Genomic DNA, 16,388 nt, shown 5'->3' on the forward strand with positions numbered 1-16,388 from the left:
TTCATTTCCATTTAAGTAACGCTCAACTGCTTGTAATTTATCTTCTACAGTATATTTAGCCATAGAAAAACTGCACCTCCAATTGTTAGATGTGTTTAACAATTGGGGTGCAGTTCAACTTCCTGTGATGAAGTAAGCAGTTTTCTTGTTTATTTATATCAATAAAATTCCTAATAGATAAAGTATGGCATTGAGAGTTTGATTTCCTTTCCGGCCTGGCGCTTTCCTGGGGGTGTCCGATGAGCCGCTTGGGCCTACACGATGTAGGTCACGAAGGCGTTATCACAGGACGTGATGCTTTTAGCCTTCGTTCCTCTGCCTGCTCGCTCCAGGGGTCTCGGGCCAACAGATGTTTTTTGCGCGAAAGCGTAGTGCTAACACAGCGTCAGCAAAGTGTTTTTGTCTGTGCGAAAGCGTAGTGCAACGTAGCGACAGCAACAGCACCGACGTTGGTCACGAAGGCGTTATCACAGGATGTGATGCTCTTAGCCTTTATTCCCCTATCACTGATCCCCAAGGAGTCGCCCAGTCTCCACTCCAATCAAACACTCCGCATAGTGTGTATCTTCTTGCACGTCACTTTAATTTTAGTGACAAAACTACAATAATATTTATACGGCAACAGATATAAATTGCCTTAACTGTTATAAGTCTATTCTGAAGAGTAACGTAGCGACAACAACAACAAAGCGAAGGAAGCTGTTCGGCGCTTCTCACAGGAAGCTTTGCTCTGCGCGAAAGCGAAGCGTCAGCGACAAAGCGAGTAGCCTGGAACGGAAATCGCCCTTCCGAATGGATTTTTTAACATTTTATCCAAATACTAATAACTGCTTAATGAAATTAATAACCTCAAATATCGCCAAAATTAAGATTTAACTTTAAATGACATAATCCTCTGCATATTTAAACTCTGTTAAAATATCACTTGCTCGATTGTGTAACTCGTTAAAGGTATTGGATATCTGTTCAGCAGAAATAGGCTTGCTAAATAAATAGCCCTGTATATAATCGCAATCACCATTAATAAGGAAAGCAAGCTGCTCCACTTCTTCAATTCCTTCAGCAACAACCTTTAATCTCAAATGCTTCGCCATTGATAAAATCATAGAAACGAGCGCTTCATCATTTGGATTATGCTGAATGTTTCGAACGAACGCCCGGTCAATTTTTAAGCAATCAATCGGAAAATCTTTTAAATAAGAAAGCGACGAATACCCTGTCCCAAAGTCATCCACAGCAATCTGGATACCAATTGCCTTTAGTTCATGAAGTAATTGTGTTATTTGATCGATGTTCATCGTCATACTTTCCGTAATTTCTAATTGTAAATATTTTGATTCTAAATTTGTACGTTGTAAAATTTCTTGCACCATATGCACAAAATCTTGCTGGAATAGTTGACCAATAGATAAATTAACAGCTACCTTCATTGGTGGCAAACCTTGCTCTTTCCATGTCTTTGCTTGAGAGCACGCTGTCTCTAAAACCCATTTCCCTAAAGGAATAATTAGCCCAGACTCTTCAGCAACCGGAATAAACAACTCAGGTGAAACAAATCCACGGGTTGGATGACACCAACGCACTAGCGCTTCTACCGATTCAATTTCACTAGTTTTCAAATTTACTTGAGGCTGAAATTCCAAGTAAAATTCTTCATTAGCTAATGCTTCATGGAGCTCTTGCTCAATCAATATACGATCAGCAATGCCATTTGACATATGTGACTTATAAAAAAGAACTCTTTGGGGAATTTGAATCGCTTCCTTCATAGCTATCTGAGCATGCATTAAAAGTTCTTCACCTGAGTAATTTTCTTCATGCAGGGCAATTCCAATATTAAGATTCCCATTGAGTGAAAATAGTTGTACTTGTAAAGGTTTTTTCATAGCACTCTTCAAGTTTAAGCAAAATTGTAACAACTCTTCTCTTGCCTTCACATGATTAATATAAATAATAAACTGCCCCTCATGAAGCTTTGTAGCAAAGTAATGAGGAGGTAATATGGCTTGTATTCTCTCAGCCACAAGCTTCATCATTGTATTAGAATAGCTAATACCTATAGATGAACGGATAGCTGTAAGTCGATCAATCTCAATCGCAATGATTGCTTTTTGATGACTATTGGCATGTAAATCCTCTTTTAAGGTTTTCAATAATAAATGTTCATTTGGAAGCTTTGTAATATCATCATGATAAGCTTGAAAATTAAGTTCCTTCTGAGAATACTCAAGGTCTCGCTTTATTATTAAAAGTTGCTTATATGGTTTTTCAACAGTTGTATAGTAAATTGCTTTTAAGAAAAAGAAGAATGCAAAAAATTGATAAATTAATGCTGTAAAGCCCCAAATTGCTTTCAAATCTTTGAGGACCACAAAGAAAATATCACTAATAATTAAATAAATTGCTGCACTAATAAGCCAGATAACCCGTTTGGGCATCTTTTTTATATACTTACTTAAAATTACTATCGTTGCTCCTTGTAAGACAGCAGACAATAAATGAACAATAGCGCTAACTTTAAACAACATTTGTTCTTCATGTAAAAAATATTTTGCAGAGAAATAAACTATTAAAAGGCTCAATAGTACAAATAATAGGGAACTGCCATATGTATAAATACGATCATTTATCGTTAAGCGTTTTTTTGGTTTTAAAATTATAAAGAGGAAACCGATTGATAAGCAAAAACGCATTATTAAATGCAACCATGTTTCCATATATTTTGTTTCTCCCGTTGGAAATTGAGAAATAATTAAGCTTACTGTTTCCAACAAGGCAATAATAAAAAATAAATTACCTATGTATAATGTTTGATTTGTTAATAAATATGAAAAAACAAGCCACGATTGAATAGCGATTGCCATTGTAAAAACAATAATTAAAATGTGTATAATCAAGTTCAAACTGTATCTCTCTTCCTCAAAAATACCAAATACTTGATTACTTAAACTTAATAGCGGCATGACTAGTAATAATGGCAATACTATATACCAAATCTCTTTCTTTTCTATCTCTAATTGATCCAACCTATTCTCCAACAGAAAACCTCCACCTAATATATATCAAATTAGATAGGTAATATTATCTATCTAAACGAAATAACAAATTAAAACTTGTATATTTTTTTGACTTCTTACAAATCATAGCATTTTCATTGGAAGTTGTATGTAATTATTAAAAGTATGCTAATATTCATCGATATTAGCATACCTTTGATGCTTTATTGCACTATTCATCTTTAGAATATAACAACTCGCGCAGCTTAATCATTATTCTTGTGCGTCTTTTTTTAACTGCATCCATAGATAAACCTAGCTCTTTAGCTATTTCCAAGTAACTATATCCTTCTACATAAAAAAGTTGTAATATTTTTCTTTCTTCAAATTTCAAATGAGACATTATACATTCTATAAAAGTTGGATTTCTTACACTCATTTCATGTTCTCGAAAATAATTAATCGTTTCATTATCCATAGGTGTATTAATATTTTCAAAACTCTTTTCCTTTGAAAGCTCTTTTAAAATTTCTCCTTTAACGGTTGTATAAATATAAGCAGAAAACACACCTTTTGATTGATCCGATTTGCGCCAAGCATCCCACACGGCTATGGATGCTATATGACGATAATACTCATAATCCTTATAAATATGGCACTTTAACAAAATCGACGTTATCATCGGCTGGACTAATTCTAACACTTCATCAAATGGTTGTTCGGGCGATAACTGTATATTATGCTGTGTTTTCATCCTATTTGTCCTGTCGACTGTGCACAGTCCATTATTCCTAGGTGCCTCTATCTTAGTTATTATACTACGTGGATGTCGAATAGCTCTTTTGTCAATATGATCAGAAAGTTTTTATAAATCGTTTTTAATATTTATACACAACAACAGTATGATATTTCAAAAATCATATGTTTTAACTGTAATTCTATACATATTTCTTAAAAGGTTGGACAAATTACTACTAAGGAGGCGAAATAGATGAATTTTCAAATAAGAGATGCGATTACGACAAACGTACATGGTCAATCCGCGGCCGAATTTAAGGATATTGTCGAGGATGCAATTAGCCGTGGTGAAGAACATTTACTTCCAGGGCTTGGTGTGTTTTTCGAAAAATGGTGGCAGCAATCTAGTCCTACTGAGCAGGATGCATTTGTTCAAAAACTAGAAAAAGCATTTGCTCACTAATTTTTTATAGACAGTTCATTCCATTTCCAATAAATGCATGATAAAGTTTAATTTATCAGAAAATTAGGAGGGATTGGAATGACTGTTGCTGTAGAATTAATTGTTAATCAACTAAAAAAGGTATTATCTGAAGAACAGGTGTCAACAAACGAAACGGTGCGACAGCTACATGGAAGGGACGAATCTCATCATACAATGAGCTTACCAGATATCGTTGTCTTTCCTCGTTCTACGGCCGATGTCAGTGCCATCTTGAAAATTGCGCATGCGGAACGTGTACCAGTCGTACCTTTTGGTGTTGGCTCAAGCTTGGAAGGAAATGCAATTCCCATTGCAAATGGCATTTCTATCGATTTCTCTGAAATGAATACTATTTTAGAAATTCGACCAGATGACCTGCTTGTGAAAGTACAACCGGGTGTCACACGTGCCCAATTGAATAAAGAATTAAAAAAACATGGACTTCAATTCACAGTTGACCCTGGTGCTGATGCTACACTTGGTGGAATGGCCGCAACTAATGCCAGCGGGACAACAGCAGTGCGCTATGGTGTCATGCGCGATCAAATACGAGATTTAGAGGTTGTACTCGCTGACGGTTCAGTCATTCATACCGGTAGCTTAGCAGCAAAATCTTCTTCTGGTTATCATTTGAATGGCCTTTTCATTGGCTCCGAGGGTACGCTAGGTTGCTTTACAGAGTTAACTTTACAAGTCTATGGTATACCCGAATTTGTCACGGCGGGACGTGCAGTTTTTGCGACAGTTGGCGATGCTGTCAGTGCAGTAACCGCATTGCTACAAGCGGGCATTTCAATTGGCCGTGTTGAACTGGTCGATGAAGCCTCTATCAAACAAGCAAATATTTATAATGAAACGTCCTATGATGAAAAACCAACACTATTTTTAGAATTCCACGGAAATGAAGCAGGTATGCATGCCGATATAGAATTTGCTAGAGAAATTTTTGAGGACTTTGGTAGTCTTTTGGTTGAATTTGAACAAGACAATGCAGGACGGAATAAGCTCTGGGAGGCACGCCATTCATTGGCCTATGCATATATCCATGCCTATCCAGGGAAAAAGCTTATGTCGACTGATGTTTGTGTGCCGATATCTAAGCTTGCTGAATCCGTTTTATACGCGCGTGAACAGCTTGAGGAAGTTGGCCTTGCAGGAGGAATTATAGGCCATGTTGGAGACGGTAACTTCCATTCCTTGTTAATGTTAGATCCAAACGATGCTGAGGAGCAAGCAAAAGCCAACCGTTTCAATGAACATATTGTCCAATTTGCTTTACTTCGTGGTGGCACTTGTACTGGTGAACATGGTGTTGGTATTGGAAAAATGAAATATCAGTCTACAGAGCACGGAACATCTCTCTTAGTAATGAAGAGCATAAAGGCAGCACTTGATCCTCATAATATTATGAATCCAGGGAAAATTTTCAACATGTAATTTCATTATTACTTTCAAACATAGGGAACCCGTTGATGTCTAATATCAACGGGTTCATTTTTATAAATCATAGCGGAAACTTTTTACGAGCTTATCTCCCTTATAAAATTCTTTCGATTCATCTCTTACAAAGCCTAGCGATAAATAAAGATTAATAGCAGCCTGCATAATATCACCTGAGTGCAAATATAATGCTTGGTCATGACGATTGCGTGCAAAGGCAAAGCTTTCATGCAATAATTTTTTAGCAACACCTAGCCCTCTTCCTTTAGGATGCACGCCAAGTAAGCGCACAATAGTAGACTTTATGTTAAGCTCTGGTAAACCATATGCTTTTTCAGAATCTGTAAATAATTGCAGTCCCCCTAAAATCTCATCGCCTCGCTTTGCCACTAAAATTGTTTCTGCATTAGGATTACCAACAGATGCCCGAATATCACTTAAGTACGAAGCCCAGTTCTCTGGGTTTACATATTCTTTTTCATATTGCGCATAACTCTCTACTAGAACCTCTAAATACCGTGCATAGTCTTCCTCTTTCAAATGTTCAATCACTATTTCAGCTACTGTCATCGTTCAATCTCCTTTCTATTTAATCTACTGTTTCTAAATGCCTCCCTTACTATAGGCAGTTACTCTTTTTTCAATACGATGTGCAAACCACTCAACGATAGCTGAAACACTCCAATAAATTACCCCAACGGCAATAAATGCCTCCAAAAACTTTAAATTAATAGAAGCAACGATATTCGCAACTCCTGTTAACTCTTTAACTGAAAGAAAAAAAGCTAGTGACGTGGCATGTAAGAAACCAATAAAGACATTTGTGAAGTTAGGAATGGATTTACTAAATGCTTGGGGTAATATATAGCGTCGCATCGCCTGTGAAAATGTTAAGCCTACTGCATAAGCTGCCTCTAGTTGTCCCTTAGGTACACTTAAAATACCAGACCGAATTATTTCGGAGGCATACGCTCCTGCACTTAGCGCCAAAGCCAAAATAACAAAAAATAAAATAGGGATAGAGCTAGATTGAAACTCTAACTTTAAAGCTTTTGCAATGACATCAACTACAATTGGTATGCCAAAATAAACAAGCATAATGTGCATAATAATTGGTGTGCCTCTGAAAAAAGAAACGTAAAAATTCAACAATGGTGCGAGAATTTTTGTTTGTTGTATCCGAACAAAAGCAACTATTATGCCGATTAAAATGCCCAATAAGACAGGCGTAACTGTCATGAACAAAGTTAACGGCAAAACTTTACTAATTTCTACTAAAGCTTCAAAAATAAAAGCAATATCTATAGTCATAGCATTTCCCCCTAGCTAGAAGTAGCTTCCTTTGGCATATATCGATTAAGATACCGTTCATTGCGCTTTAATACCTTTTCTAACAGCATAACAATGACATAGTAAACGATGGACAGCGCCAAATATATCTCCAGCGCCCTTGTCGTTGAAGCAATAAGTGTTTCGCCACGTCCCACCATATCCATAACACCAATTGAAAATGCTAAAGAGGTATCCTTTAATGAACTAATCATCGTATTTGTCATATTTGGAAAGGCAACACGAATCGCCTGAGGGAGAACAATACGTAGAAAGGACTGTATTCCATTTAATCCAACTGAACAAGCTGCCTCCATTTGTCCACGATCCACCGTTAAAATAGCCGCTCTAAAAATCTCAGCAAACGATGCGGCATTGCTCAAAGTATAAGTAATAATTACAAAATACATAGCATCCATTCTTGTTACATCAATATGCACAAGCTTTAATAATGCTGGTATACCATAAAACACTAAAAACAATTGTACTAATATCGGCGTACCTCGAATAAACGAAATATAAATCGTTATGATTTGCTTCAAAACTGGTATGTGTAGCAGCTTTGGTATAGCGATCACTATACCAAGTAGCATGCCAAAAAGAATGGCAAACACTAAAATTTCGAGTGTTACTGGCAAATACTGAAGCAATATAGGAAGTACTTTTGCAATTAGCGTGAAGTCAAAGTCATTAGCCATACTTCCTTCTTCCTCTCCTGTTTAGAAATCCACCGTATAATCGTCACCTAACCATTTTTTGCTTAGCTTACTAATAACACCTTCTGCCTTTAATTCTCGAATGGCATCATCAAGTCGCTCCTGTAAGACAACTTCATCTTTATTTAATAAGAAGTAAACTTTTGAATTTAACAAAGAATCTCCTACAACCTTTTCCTGTGCTTTATTACTTTCGTTATAGTACTTCACTGCAAATGGTGTTGTAATGATTGCATCGATTCGACCAGTCGCTAGTTGATTGTGAACATCGACCGAGCCAGACGAATACACGATATTAGCACCTAAATTATGCTCCTTATTGTATTTTTCGAGAAAGACAGCAGAATTACTCGTTGGTGAAACACTAACGTTTTTCCCCTTCAAATCATCAATGGATTGAATAGAATTATTTTTTGCATTGACTGTTACTTTCAATGGGAATACGTTATAAGGCTCTTTATTAAAGAGAAATTTCTCCTCTCGTTCACTATTGACCTCCATTTGATGAGCAATAAAGTCAATTTTCCTTGTCTCTAAACTTAGTAATAAATTTGAAAATTCCATTGTTTTAAATTCAAATTCATATTCTGGTAGCTTCTCGTCAATAGCGCGAACAAGCTCCACATCATAGCCTGTTAAATTCCCCTTGTCATCAATGAAACAGATATTTGGAAATTGGGTTCCTGTACCAACAATTATTTTTTGAACACCCTTTCCACCTTGTGCTGCATTATTTTCACTAGTATCCCCTTCGGACTTTTCAGAACTTGTACAAGCTGTTAAAAGTAAAGCTAGTAACAATAGTAAATAACATGATAATTTTTTCATAGAATCCCTCTCCCCTTATGCATGCGACGGTATATCAGCAGCAAGTGCTGCTTTTAAATGCTCTAGTCCAATCTCTGTTACTGCTTTAAAGACACCATTTGATCCAACTTCGACAACCGGAACATAACGGACACCATACTTTGTTTCAAGGATGTCACGGAATGCGTCATTATGTGTTACATCCACTGTTTTGTAAGAAATAGTTTGTTGTTGTAAATATGTTTTCACTTCCTCACAATAACTACAGCCTTCCTTTGACCAAACAATTACATCTATATTTTTTGCCATATTCATTTCCTCCTTAGCTTACCGCTTCCTTTTGCTGTAAATAGACTGGACTTAATAGCTCAAATGATCGTTCCCGTTCAAATTCTTTCAAAACAGGTGTATGCAAGATAAACTCATCGATTTGATAGCGCACATGATAGTCATCTAAGATCGTTTTAATATCTTCCGGAGTACCATATAAAATATCTGCATCATATTGCTTCACCGTAAATGACTCTCCAGATTCCTGACCAAATTTCTCTGCAAGTTCTACCGATTGTAATGTTAGGCTTCTGCCACTTGCTAAATGCACCTTCGTAATTTTTTGATTACCAATTAGCTCTTTTGCCTCCTCTTTCGTAGGAGCTGCAAGGGTTGCCATGGAGACGGCAAAATGACCGTTTGGATGATGCTTGCGATAGGCTGCAGCTGCTTGTGCTAACACGTCATTATCACTATTAATAAATTGCGCAAAGACGAACGCAATGCCTAGTGTGCCTGCAAGAGCGGCACTTTGTGGACTAGCCCCAAGTAAGAATAATGCTGGCTTTACCTTTGGAATCGGTGTTGCCTGTACTCCAAATAACTCGTGCTCTGCTGGTACTGTTTGCTCAATTAATTGCTGTAAAAATGTTAATCTTTCTTTAAAATCTTCGCCTTTATTGAGCGTGCCATTTTGCAATGCCTTCGTAGAGAGAGGCAAACCGCCCGGTGCTTTCCCTATGCCTAAATCAACTCGCCCTGGTTCCAACGATGCGAGAACATGAAAATTTTCCGCTACTTTGTATGGGCTGTAGTGCTGTAGCATCACTCCACCCGACCCAATATTGATAGACTTTGTTTTAGCAAGGAGATAAGAAACTAATACCTCTGGAGATGACCCCGCTAATGTATCTGTATTGTGGTGCTCTGACACCCAAAAACGTGAGTAGCCCAATTGCTCTGCTTTTTGTGCTAGAGCCACTGTTTTTTGTAAGGTCTGCTCGTTTGTAGCATCCTCAATAATAGGGCTTTGATCTAATATGCCTAATGAATAGCTCATATTTTGCCTCCTTAATTATATTTATTCATATACTTTTACTAGGTTTTTAGACAGACTGTTTGACATAACGGCTTTCTTTAAATGGTAAGCCTAAGTTACCACGTAATGTGTCTGCCTCATATTCTTCACGGTATAGCTCTCTTGCTTGTAAAATCGGCACAACCTTATCTACAAAATCCTCAAGTGCTCCTGGTACAGTAACGCCAATAATAAAGCCATCAGCCGCCTTTTGCTCAAACCATTCCTGCACGAGGTCAGCAACATGCTCTGCTGTACCAAAGAACGTTGTTTTTGGGGTTGCTTCACGTAAAGCAACTTGTCGCAATGTTAGTCCTTCTTGTTTGGCATATTTTTTAATATAATCTGTCGTACTTCTAAAGCTGTTTGCTCCTATATCACCAAGCTCTGGAAACGGTGCATCTACATCATATTGTGTAAAATCATGATGATCGAAATATCGACCAAGATAAGCAAGTGCACGCTCTATCGAAACAAGCTCAACGATTTCCTGATACTTTGCTTCCGCTTCTTCAAGCGTATCACCAATAATCGGAGAGATTCCTGGGAAAATTTTAACTTCATCTGGATTGCGTCCAAATGCTGCAACCTCAGTCTTTACCCTTTTATAAAATTTCTGTGATTCTTCTAACGACGCACCATGTGTAAAAATTGCGTCTGCATCCTTTGCCGCTAATCGAATGCCTGCATCTGAAGAACCTGCTTGGAAAATAACGGGCTGCCCCTGCTTAGAGCGTGCAATATTTAGCGGACCTTGTACTGAAAAATATTTGCCCTTATGATTTAATGTGTGCAGCTTATCAGGATCGAAAAATACATCATTTTCTACATCTGCAATGAAAGCATCATCTTCCCATGAATCCCACAAGCCCTTTGCCACTTCTAAATATTCCTCAGCAATTTGATAGCGCTCTGCGTGACTTGGATGCTGCTCAATTGTTTTATTGTAGTTCAAGGCTGTGCTTTCTAATGGTGTCGTTACAACATTCCAACCTGCACGTCCCCCGCTAATATGATCTAAAGAGGCAAATTGGCGCGCCACTGTAAATGGTTCGCTATAGGAGGTTGATACAGTACCTACTAACCCAATGTTTTTAGTTGCTACTGCTAGCGCCGATAAAATTGTTATTGGCTCAAAACGATTTAAAAAATGAGGAATCGATTTTTCATTGATGAACAAACCATCTGCAATAAAAGCAACATCAAATTTCCCCTGCTCCGCCTTTTGTGCTTGTTGAATATAAAACGGCAAGCTTACACTCTGATTACTAGCCACCTTAGGATGACGCCAACCTGAAATATTGCCACCTACACCATGAATAATAGCCCCAAATCGAATTTTGTCCTGTCTCACCATATTTATTCCTCCTCAAATTTTATTTTTACTAAACATAGTGGTTAAGTATGTTTTATAGTTAAAAAAATATTTTATCGATGGTTGCCCATAAATAAAATAGGGTTAAGGAAGATAATACAGTCCATTTATACAATTTGCAATAGTCTACATAATAGAAAAAAATTTACTGACTTAAAAAATATTTTATCAATTCAGATTTTCTTGAAAACTTTCAAATCGGTCAGCTGTTTCTAATATTGTTTTCCAGAAGGCTGGTGCCAGCGTCTCTTTACTTTTATACGTTAAAAAAATGTGTTGATTCATATCAAGTAAATGCTTAACATCAATCTCAACAAATTCACCACTTTCAAGCTCTTTTTTTACGCAGAGATGTGGTAAGAAGCTCATATACTCTTTCGTACGGATAAATTCTTTCGCTACTTCTAAATGATCCGTTCGCACTTCAATATTTGCTGATACGCCCTCTACCTCAAACATTTTATGCACATAATTCCAATCAAAAGCCCCACATTCAAAAAACACCATTTTCTGTTGTGCCAGTTCCTTTGCTTTAATTAGATTATGTTGTATAAAGGAGTGATCACGATGCATCACAAGTTTAACTGCATTATCTAGCAATAGCTCATTGGAAATTCCTTCGCTATGCACATATTGAATAAGACCAAGATGGATTTGATGACTTTGCAGTTTCTCTAAAACCACTGCTGTTGAACCTGTCATGATCTGAAAACGCAAATGAGGAAAGTCTTTCTTCCATTTTGGCAATGCGTAAGCTAAAAAATATTGTGCTGTGACTCCATTTGTACCAATGCACACCTCATCAGACTCCTGCGTTTCCTCTAATTGTTTCTTTCCTTGTTGGAAGGTTTGCACAATCTGTGTCGCAAACGGTACAAAGTCCTTACCTTTATCTGATAATATTACACTGCGCCCATCGCGGTGAAATAACTCTACATTTAACTCTCGCTCCAATGATTTAATACGAGCTGTTACAGTCGGTTGAGATAAAAACAATGCATTTGCGGCCTTATGAATACTTTTATAATGCACTACATATAAAAATGCTTCGATATGGTCAATGTTCAACTGGAGCCCTCCTCAAAATACTTATTTATCCTAATTATATAGATAATCGTTTTTATTCTCTATAAAAGATTGGAAAACTAGGTATTAAATTTTCATCATGTATTTGAAATAAAAAATCCGCTAAAGTAGCGTAACAAGAAAAAAGTAACCCAGCGTCTCCCAGGTTACTTTATTATGTAGCGATGTGGTCATCCATCTTGATCACATACATCGCGCGTGGCTTACATCCCTCTGTCTGTACACCACTGTTATGTTATTCACATTGACACCCCCTGTTGCCAATGTGAACTCTGTATATTACTACTCGAACTGATAAGCATTATGCCATAAAGCAAATTTGTGCATGGCATTAGCTTGCTCGAAAAGTTTCATTCATTTCATTAACCTAGAATTGATGCAAGCACCGCTTTTTGTGCATGGAGTCTGTTTTCTGCTTGCTCAAAGATGTAGGAATTCGGACCATCAATAACGGATGACGCTACTTCCTCTTCACGATGAGCTGGTAAACAGTGTAGGAACATATAATTCGGTTTTGCGTATGCGACAAGCTCATCATTAATTTGATAACCCTCAAAGTCTTGTAGACGTTTTGCCGTTTCCTCTTCTTGCCCCATTGACGTCCATACATCAGCGTATACTACGTCCGCGTTTAAAACCGCTTCTACAGGATCATTTGTAATCATAATTGTGCTACCATTTGCTGCTGCGATAGCCTGTGCTTTTGCGATTACTTCTGCATCACATTCATAACCAACTGGTGTTGCCACTGCCACGTTCATACCCACATGCGCAGAAGCGACTACTAATGAGTGCGCCACGTTGTTGCCATCTCCAACATATGCAATTTTTAGTCCTTTTAGTTTACCTTTATTTTCAATGATTGTTTCTAAATCCGCTAAAGCTTGACATGGGTGATAAATATCCGTTAGTCCATTTATAACCGGTATAGATGCATTCTCTGCAAGCTCCTTCACCATTGCATGTGAGTTCGCGCGAATCATAATACCATCTAAATACCCTGATAACACATGTGCTGTATCATAAATCGATTCACCGCGACCAATCTGTAAATCACGAGCATGCATAAACATGCCTTTTCCACCCAATTGGTTCATACCTACTTCAAATGAAATACGAGTACGAGTTGAATGTTTTTCAAAAATCATGCCGAGTGTCTTACCTTCTAATAGCTTCGGACATTTTCCCTCTTTAGTAATCATTTTCAACTGTGTCGCTAGCTCCACTAACTGCTGAACCTCTTCACTTGTATAGTCTAGCAAGGTTAATAAGTCCTTGCCTTTTAAGCTAGACACTAACTTTAATTGTACTTCCTCGAGTAATTTCATAGCCTTCGCTCCTTGTTTAGTTGCTGTTGGGTTTAGTATAACAATGCATAAATATAAAATCAACTGAATTTTTATGTTTATTTTTAAAAATTAGAATTTTATCTTTAAATATGACAAAATCACGACTAATCAAATATTTGTGCATATTTTCTACAATTCATTCTCAATCGTACATTTAAGAAAATTGCATTATTATTAATACATATTTATAATTAATATATATTAATTATTTAGGTGGTAAAATATATGGATAAGGAATTGGTACATCTTGTTAATGAAATTAATCAAGTTGAATATGAAACCAATTTAATGTTAACCGAAGAATTTTCCTCGTTGTTCGATGAAACGTTAACAACAAAACAAGTAGTATTTTTAAGTCTTCTTCAGACGAAAGGTCCCCTCCAAACTTATGAATTAGCAAAGTTAATGGGGACATCTGCTAGTGCTGTTAGCCAATTAGTAAATAGGCTGGAGCAAGAAGGTTATATAAAAAGAACAATGAGTAAAAAGGATCGTAGAGAGGTTATTATAGTACTAGATGAACGAGGTCATCTTTATTTTCAAAAGCTAGAAGAAATCGAGCTTTCTATTATTTATAAATATTATACAAAGCTCAATAGAGAGGACTTGTTACAACTAAAGGACATACGTTTGAAATTACATTCTATTATTTCAGAGGAGCAGGAAAAAAATAAGCGTTCTTAATGGAGGTATTATTGTGGATTTACATGATTTAAAAAAGGACATATTTAAAATTGCTTATCCCTATATAAAAACTCGTCCAAATGTTGCTTTATCCATAGGTATCATTTATCAAGACCAAGAAGCTACTTTTACTTTCGGTGGCTCTAATTTTATGCTGGAAAAAAAACCTTATATATATGAAGTTGGATCGATTTCTAAAGTTTTTACTACATCAATATTAGGGGAAATGATACAGGAAGGACACGTCCATATAGAAGATTCTATCGGCAAATACTTTTCAGCAATTCCCGATAATCACCCTGTCACACTCAAACGCTTAGCCAATCATACTTCTGGACTACCAGGAATAGGTGTGCTGAAGAACATTTACAATATTTTTGACGCACAAACACCTCGTGATCCTTTTTGTCAATATTCACTAGACGAGACTATACATTATTTTAAAACGCACACAAACGAGCCAAAAGTTAAATTTAGATATTCTAATGTAGGAATGGGGCTCTTAGGATATATTTTAGCCAATACACTGCACACTGATTACGAAACAGCTATCAAACAAAGATTAACAGATCCATTAAAAATGCCAAATACGTTTATCTCTATCCCTTCTGATAAAGCAGATGCAGTATTGCAAGGATACACTATCCTTGGACATAAAAAGCCACCGCTCCAAATGAATGAATTTATGGCAGCAGGGGCAGCCCGTTCAACTGTCAATGATCTTTTAAAATTTATGAAAGCACATTTAAGTGATGAAAATTTAGGTTATACATTAACACATCAAGCTACTGAAACTTTTTCAGAAAATATAGGTATTGGTCTAGGGTGGCAACTCGATGACAATATCATTTGGCATAACGGTTCGACGAAAGCTTTCTCTAGTTATTTAGGGTTTGATAAAACACAACAAATAGGCGTCGTTGTTCTATCAAATTATCGCTCTCCTATATTGGCGTCAAACCCTGGGCAAATCGGAAAAGATATATTACAGCTTTTAGAGGTTAAATAGAAACTTTATGAAATGCTCTACTTTTTATCGAAAGATAGTCGTGATTTTATCGATAGATATTTAGAAACAGCCCTCAAACATTTAAGTTTGGGGGCTGATTTATATACCCTACCTCAATAAGAAGCTCGTTAGTTTTTACCAATTAAATACCAATCAATACTTTGCTATGTTATAATTTCTTTACAAATAAAAATTTTCAGTCAATTAAGAGAGGACAGACTTATTGAATAAATGTGAGGAGGGATCGAAAAATGGATACCACTATCTATATGATAAGACATGCAGAATCACCATTTATTATTGGTCAAGAACGAACGAGAAAACTATCCAACCAAGGTGAAATAGACGCAAAAAAAGTAACGGCAATAATGAATGAGAAGAAGATTGATTTAGTAGTATCAAGTCCCTATATAAGAGCAATTCAAACAATCGAGGGAATTGTCGATTCTAAAAATATAGAAGTGAAGGTATTTGAAGAATTAAGGGAAAGGCAATTAAAAGGTGCTTATAAATTACCAGAAGAAGAAATACAACAGGCAATAAAAAAATCCTTTGAAGATATTGATTTTAAATTATCGGGTGGAGAATCAGTAAGAGACGTCCAAAATCGAGCTATTCCTATAATAAATGACCTTCTAAATAATTATAAGACACAAACTATTATTATAGGAACTCATGGAAATGTTATGACTATTATTATGAATTATTTTAATAAAGAATACGGATATGATTTTTGGAAAAACACTTCAAAACCAGACATATACAAGTTAGTATTTTCAAAGGAAAAACTACAACTAGTACAAAGAATATGGGAATAGACTAACTAAGGGCTTTTATCTCCTTTTAAACAAACGAAATAATTGACCATCACATATCAATCTAGGGCTTGTTCGTAAAATTGCACACAAGTTCTTCCTTTTGAGCTTGAATTGCTAATTTTCCCGTATCAACTTCAACACTGATCTATTTCTTTGGTCTAGCCAACGCAAAAAGCCCCCTAACATTTCTGTTAGAAGGCAATACAATA

16 protein-coding genes are annotated in these 16,388 nt (G+C 36.4%); 5 read left to right on the forward strand and 11 right to left on the reverse strand.

What is annotated here, in order from left to right; genetic code table 11:
- Nucleotides 1-878: 878 nt before the first annotated feature.
- Both ACQKNC_RS13975 and ACQKNC_RS13980 read right to left on the reverse strand, forming a co-directional pair.
- Nucleotides 879-3,038 (reverse strand): bifunctional diguanylate cyclase/phosphodiesterase, encoded by a 2,160-nt coding sequence (locus tag ACQKNC_RS13975; protein ID WP_427425444.1) that lies wholly within the window; start codon nt 3,036-3,038, stop codon nt 879-881.
- A 190-nt stretch (nt 3,039-3,228) separates the two neighbouring features.
- Nucleotides 3,229-3,750 carry a sigma-70 family RNA polymerase sigma factor gene (locus tag ACQKNC_RS13980; protein ID WP_427425445.1) on the reverse strand — a complete coding sequence of 174 codons (522 nt, stop codon included), beginning with the start codon at nt 3,748-3,750 and terminating at the stop codon, nt 3,229-3,231.
- A gap of 237 nt (nt 3,751-3,987) precedes the next feature.
- Between ACQKNC_RS13980 and sspI the strand changes: the two genes are divergently transcribed.
- Both sspI and ACQKNC_RS13990 read left to right on the forward strand, forming a co-directional pair.
- A complete protein-coding gene (gene sspI / locus ACQKNC_RS13985) occupies nt 3,988-4,197 on the forward strand; it encodes a small acid-soluble spore protein SspI (protein WP_132357157.1) in 210 nt (69 codons plus the stop codon).
- A 78-nt stretch (nt 4,198-4,275) separates the two neighbouring features.
- Nucleotides 4,276-5,655, forward strand: a complete 1,380-nt coding sequence (locus ACQKNC_RS13990) for an FAD-binding oxidoreductase (protein WP_427425446.1) — start codon at nt 4,276-4,278, stop codon at nt 5,653-5,655.
- Nucleotides 5,656-5,715: 60 nt separating this feature from the next.
- Here ACQKNC_RS13990 and ACQKNC_RS13995 read toward each other — a convergent pair whose 3' ends face one another.
- The 9 genes from ACQKNC_RS13995 to argF all read right to left on the reverse strand — a co-directional run bounded on the left by ACQKNC_RS13995 (nt 5,716) and on the right by argF (nt 13,647).
- Entirely contained in the window at nt 5,716-6,228 is a 513-nt protein-coding gene (locus tag ACQKNC_RS13995) for an N-acetyltransferase family protein (protein ID WP_427425447.1), read from the reverse strand.
- 33 nt (nt 6,229-6,261) lie between these two features.
- Nucleotides 6,262-6,969, reverse strand: a complete 708-nt coding sequence (locus ACQKNC_RS14000; protein WP_427425448.1) for an amino acid ABC transporter permease — start codon at nt 6,967-6,969, stop codon at nt 6,262-6,264.
- A gap of 11 nt (nt 6,970-6,980) precedes the next feature.
- Entirely contained in the window at nt 6,981-7,685 is a 705-nt protein-coding gene (locus ACQKNC_RS14005) for an amino acid ABC transporter permease (protein ID WP_427425449.1), read from the reverse strand.
- Between the two features lie 21 nt (nt 7,686-7,706).
- Nucleotides 7,707-8,531: a transporter substrate-binding domain-containing protein gene (locus ACQKNC_RS14010; RefSeq protein WP_427425450.1), complete on the reverse strand. Its 825-nt coding sequence runs from the start codon at nt 8,529-8,531 to the stop codon at nt 7,707-7,709.
- Between the two features lie 15 nt (nt 8,532-8,546).
- Nucleotides 8,547-8,819, reverse strand: coding sequence for a glutaredoxin family protein (locus tag ACQKNC_RS14015; protein WP_427425451.1), 273 nt, complete (start codon nt 8,817-8,819; stop codon nt 8,547-8,549).
- Between the two features lie 13 nt (nt 8,820-8,832).
- Nucleotides 8,833-9,840 (reverse strand): LLM class flavin-dependent oxidoreductase, encoded by a 1,008-nt coding sequence (locus ACQKNC_RS14020; RefSeq protein WP_427425452.1) that lies wholly within the window; start codon nt 9,838-9,840, stop codon nt 8,833-8,835.
- Nucleotides 9,841-9,886: 46 nt separating this feature from the next.
- Nucleotides 9,887-11,215 (reverse strand): LLM class flavin-dependent oxidoreductase, encoded by a 1,329-nt coding sequence (locus ACQKNC_RS14025; protein WP_427425453.1) that lies wholly within the window; start codon nt 11,213-11,215, stop codon nt 9,887-9,889.
- 186 nt (nt 11,216-11,401) lie between these two features.
- Nucleotides 11,402-12,301 carry a LysR family transcriptional regulator gene (locus ACQKNC_RS14030; RefSeq protein WP_427425454.1) on the reverse strand — a complete coding sequence of 300 codons (900 nt, stop codon included), beginning with the start codon at nt 12,299-12,301 and terminating at the stop codon, nt 11,402-11,404.
- A gap of 380 nt (nt 12,302-12,681) precedes the next feature.
- Nucleotides 12,682-13,647 (reverse strand): ornithine carbamoyltransferase, encoded by a 966-nt coding sequence (gene argF, locus ACQKNC_RS14035; RefSeq protein WP_427425455.1) that lies wholly within the window; start codon nt 13,645-13,647, stop codon nt 12,682-12,684.
- Between the two features lie 246 nt (nt 13,648-13,893).
- Between argF and ACQKNC_RS14040 the strand changes: the two genes are divergently transcribed.
- The 3 genes from ACQKNC_RS14040 to ACQKNC_RS14050 all read left to right on the forward strand — a co-directional run bounded on the left by ACQKNC_RS14040 (nt 13,894) and on the right by ACQKNC_RS14050 (nt 16,179).
- Complete coding sequence (locus ACQKNC_RS14040; RefSeq protein ID WP_427425456.1) at nt 13,894-14,352, forward strand: MarR family winged helix-turn-helix transcriptional regulator; 459 nt, start codon at nt 13,894-13,896, stop codon at nt 14,350-14,352.
- 13 nt (nt 14,353-14,365) lie between these two features.
- Nucleotides 14,366-15,361 carry a serine hydrolase domain-containing protein gene (locus ACQKNC_RS14045; RefSeq protein WP_427425457.1) on the forward strand — a complete coding sequence of 332 codons (996 nt, stop codon included), beginning with the start codon at nt 14,366-14,368 and terminating at the stop codon, nt 15,359-15,361.
- A 251-nt stretch (nt 15,362-15,612) separates the two neighbouring features.
- Nucleotides 15,613-16,179: a histidine phosphatase family protein gene (locus tag ACQKNC_RS14050; RefSeq protein WP_427425458.1), complete on the forward strand. Its 567-nt coding sequence runs from the start codon at nt 15,613-15,615 to the stop codon at nt 16,177-16,179.
- Nucleotides 16,180-16,388: the final 209 nt, after the last annotated feature.

It is taken from the genome of Lysinibacillus sp. NPDC094177 (assembly GCF_050279145.1).
Lineage (GTDB): Bacteria > Bacillota > Bacilli > Bacillales_A > Planococcaceae > Lysinibacillus.

Coding starts and splice junctions, on each gene's coding strand:
- ACQKNC_RS14005 (WP_427425449.1), bottom strand. CDS start 7,685: ATGGCTAATGACTTTGACTTCACGCTAATTGCAAAAGTACTTCCTATA.
- ACQKNC_RS14025 (WP_427425453.1), bottom strand. CDS start 11,215: ATGGTGAGACAGGACAAAATTCGATTTGGGGCTATTATTCATGGTGTA.
- ACQKNC_RS13980 (WP_427425445.1), bottom strand. CDS start 3,750: ATGAAAACACAGCATAATATACAGTTATCGCCCGAACAACCATTTGAT.
- ACQKNC_RS14010 (WP_427425450.1), bottom strand. CDS start 8,531: ATGAAAAAATTATCATGTTATTTACTATTGTTACTAGCTTTACTTTTA.
- sspI (WP_132357157.1), top strand. CDS start 3,988: ATGAATTTTCAAATAAGAGATGCGATTACGACAAACGTACATGGTCAA.
- ACQKNC_RS14050 (WP_427425458.1), top strand. CDS start 15,613: ATGGATACCACTATCTATATGATAAGACATGCAGAATCACCATTTATT.
- ACQKNC_RS14015 (WP_427425451.1), bottom strand. CDS start 8,819: ATGGCAAAAAATATAGATGTAATTGTTTGGTCAAAGGAAGGCTGTAGT.
- ACQKNC_RS13995 (WP_427425447.1), bottom strand. CDS start 6,228: ATGACAGTAGCTGAAATAGTGATTGAACATTTGAAAGAGGAAGACTAT.
- ACQKNC_RS14000 (WP_427425448.1), bottom strand. CDS start 6,969: ATGACTATAGATATTGCTTTTATTTTTGAAGCTTTAGTAGAAATTAGT.
- ACQKNC_RS14040 (WP_427425456.1), top strand. CDS start 13,894: ATGGATAAGGAATTGGTACATCTTGTTAATGAAATTAATCAAGTTGAA.
- ACQKNC_RS14020 (WP_427425452.1), bottom strand. CDS start 9,840: ATGAGCTATTCATTAGGCATATTAGATCAAAGCCCTATTATTGAGGAT.
- ACQKNC_RS13990 (WP_427425446.1), top strand. CDS start 4,276: ATGACTGTTGCTGTAGAATTAATTGTTAATCAACTAAAAAAGGTATTA.
- argF (WP_427425455.1), bottom strand. CDS start 13,647: ATGAAATTACTCGAGGAAGTACAATTAAAGTTAGTGTCTAGCTTAAAA.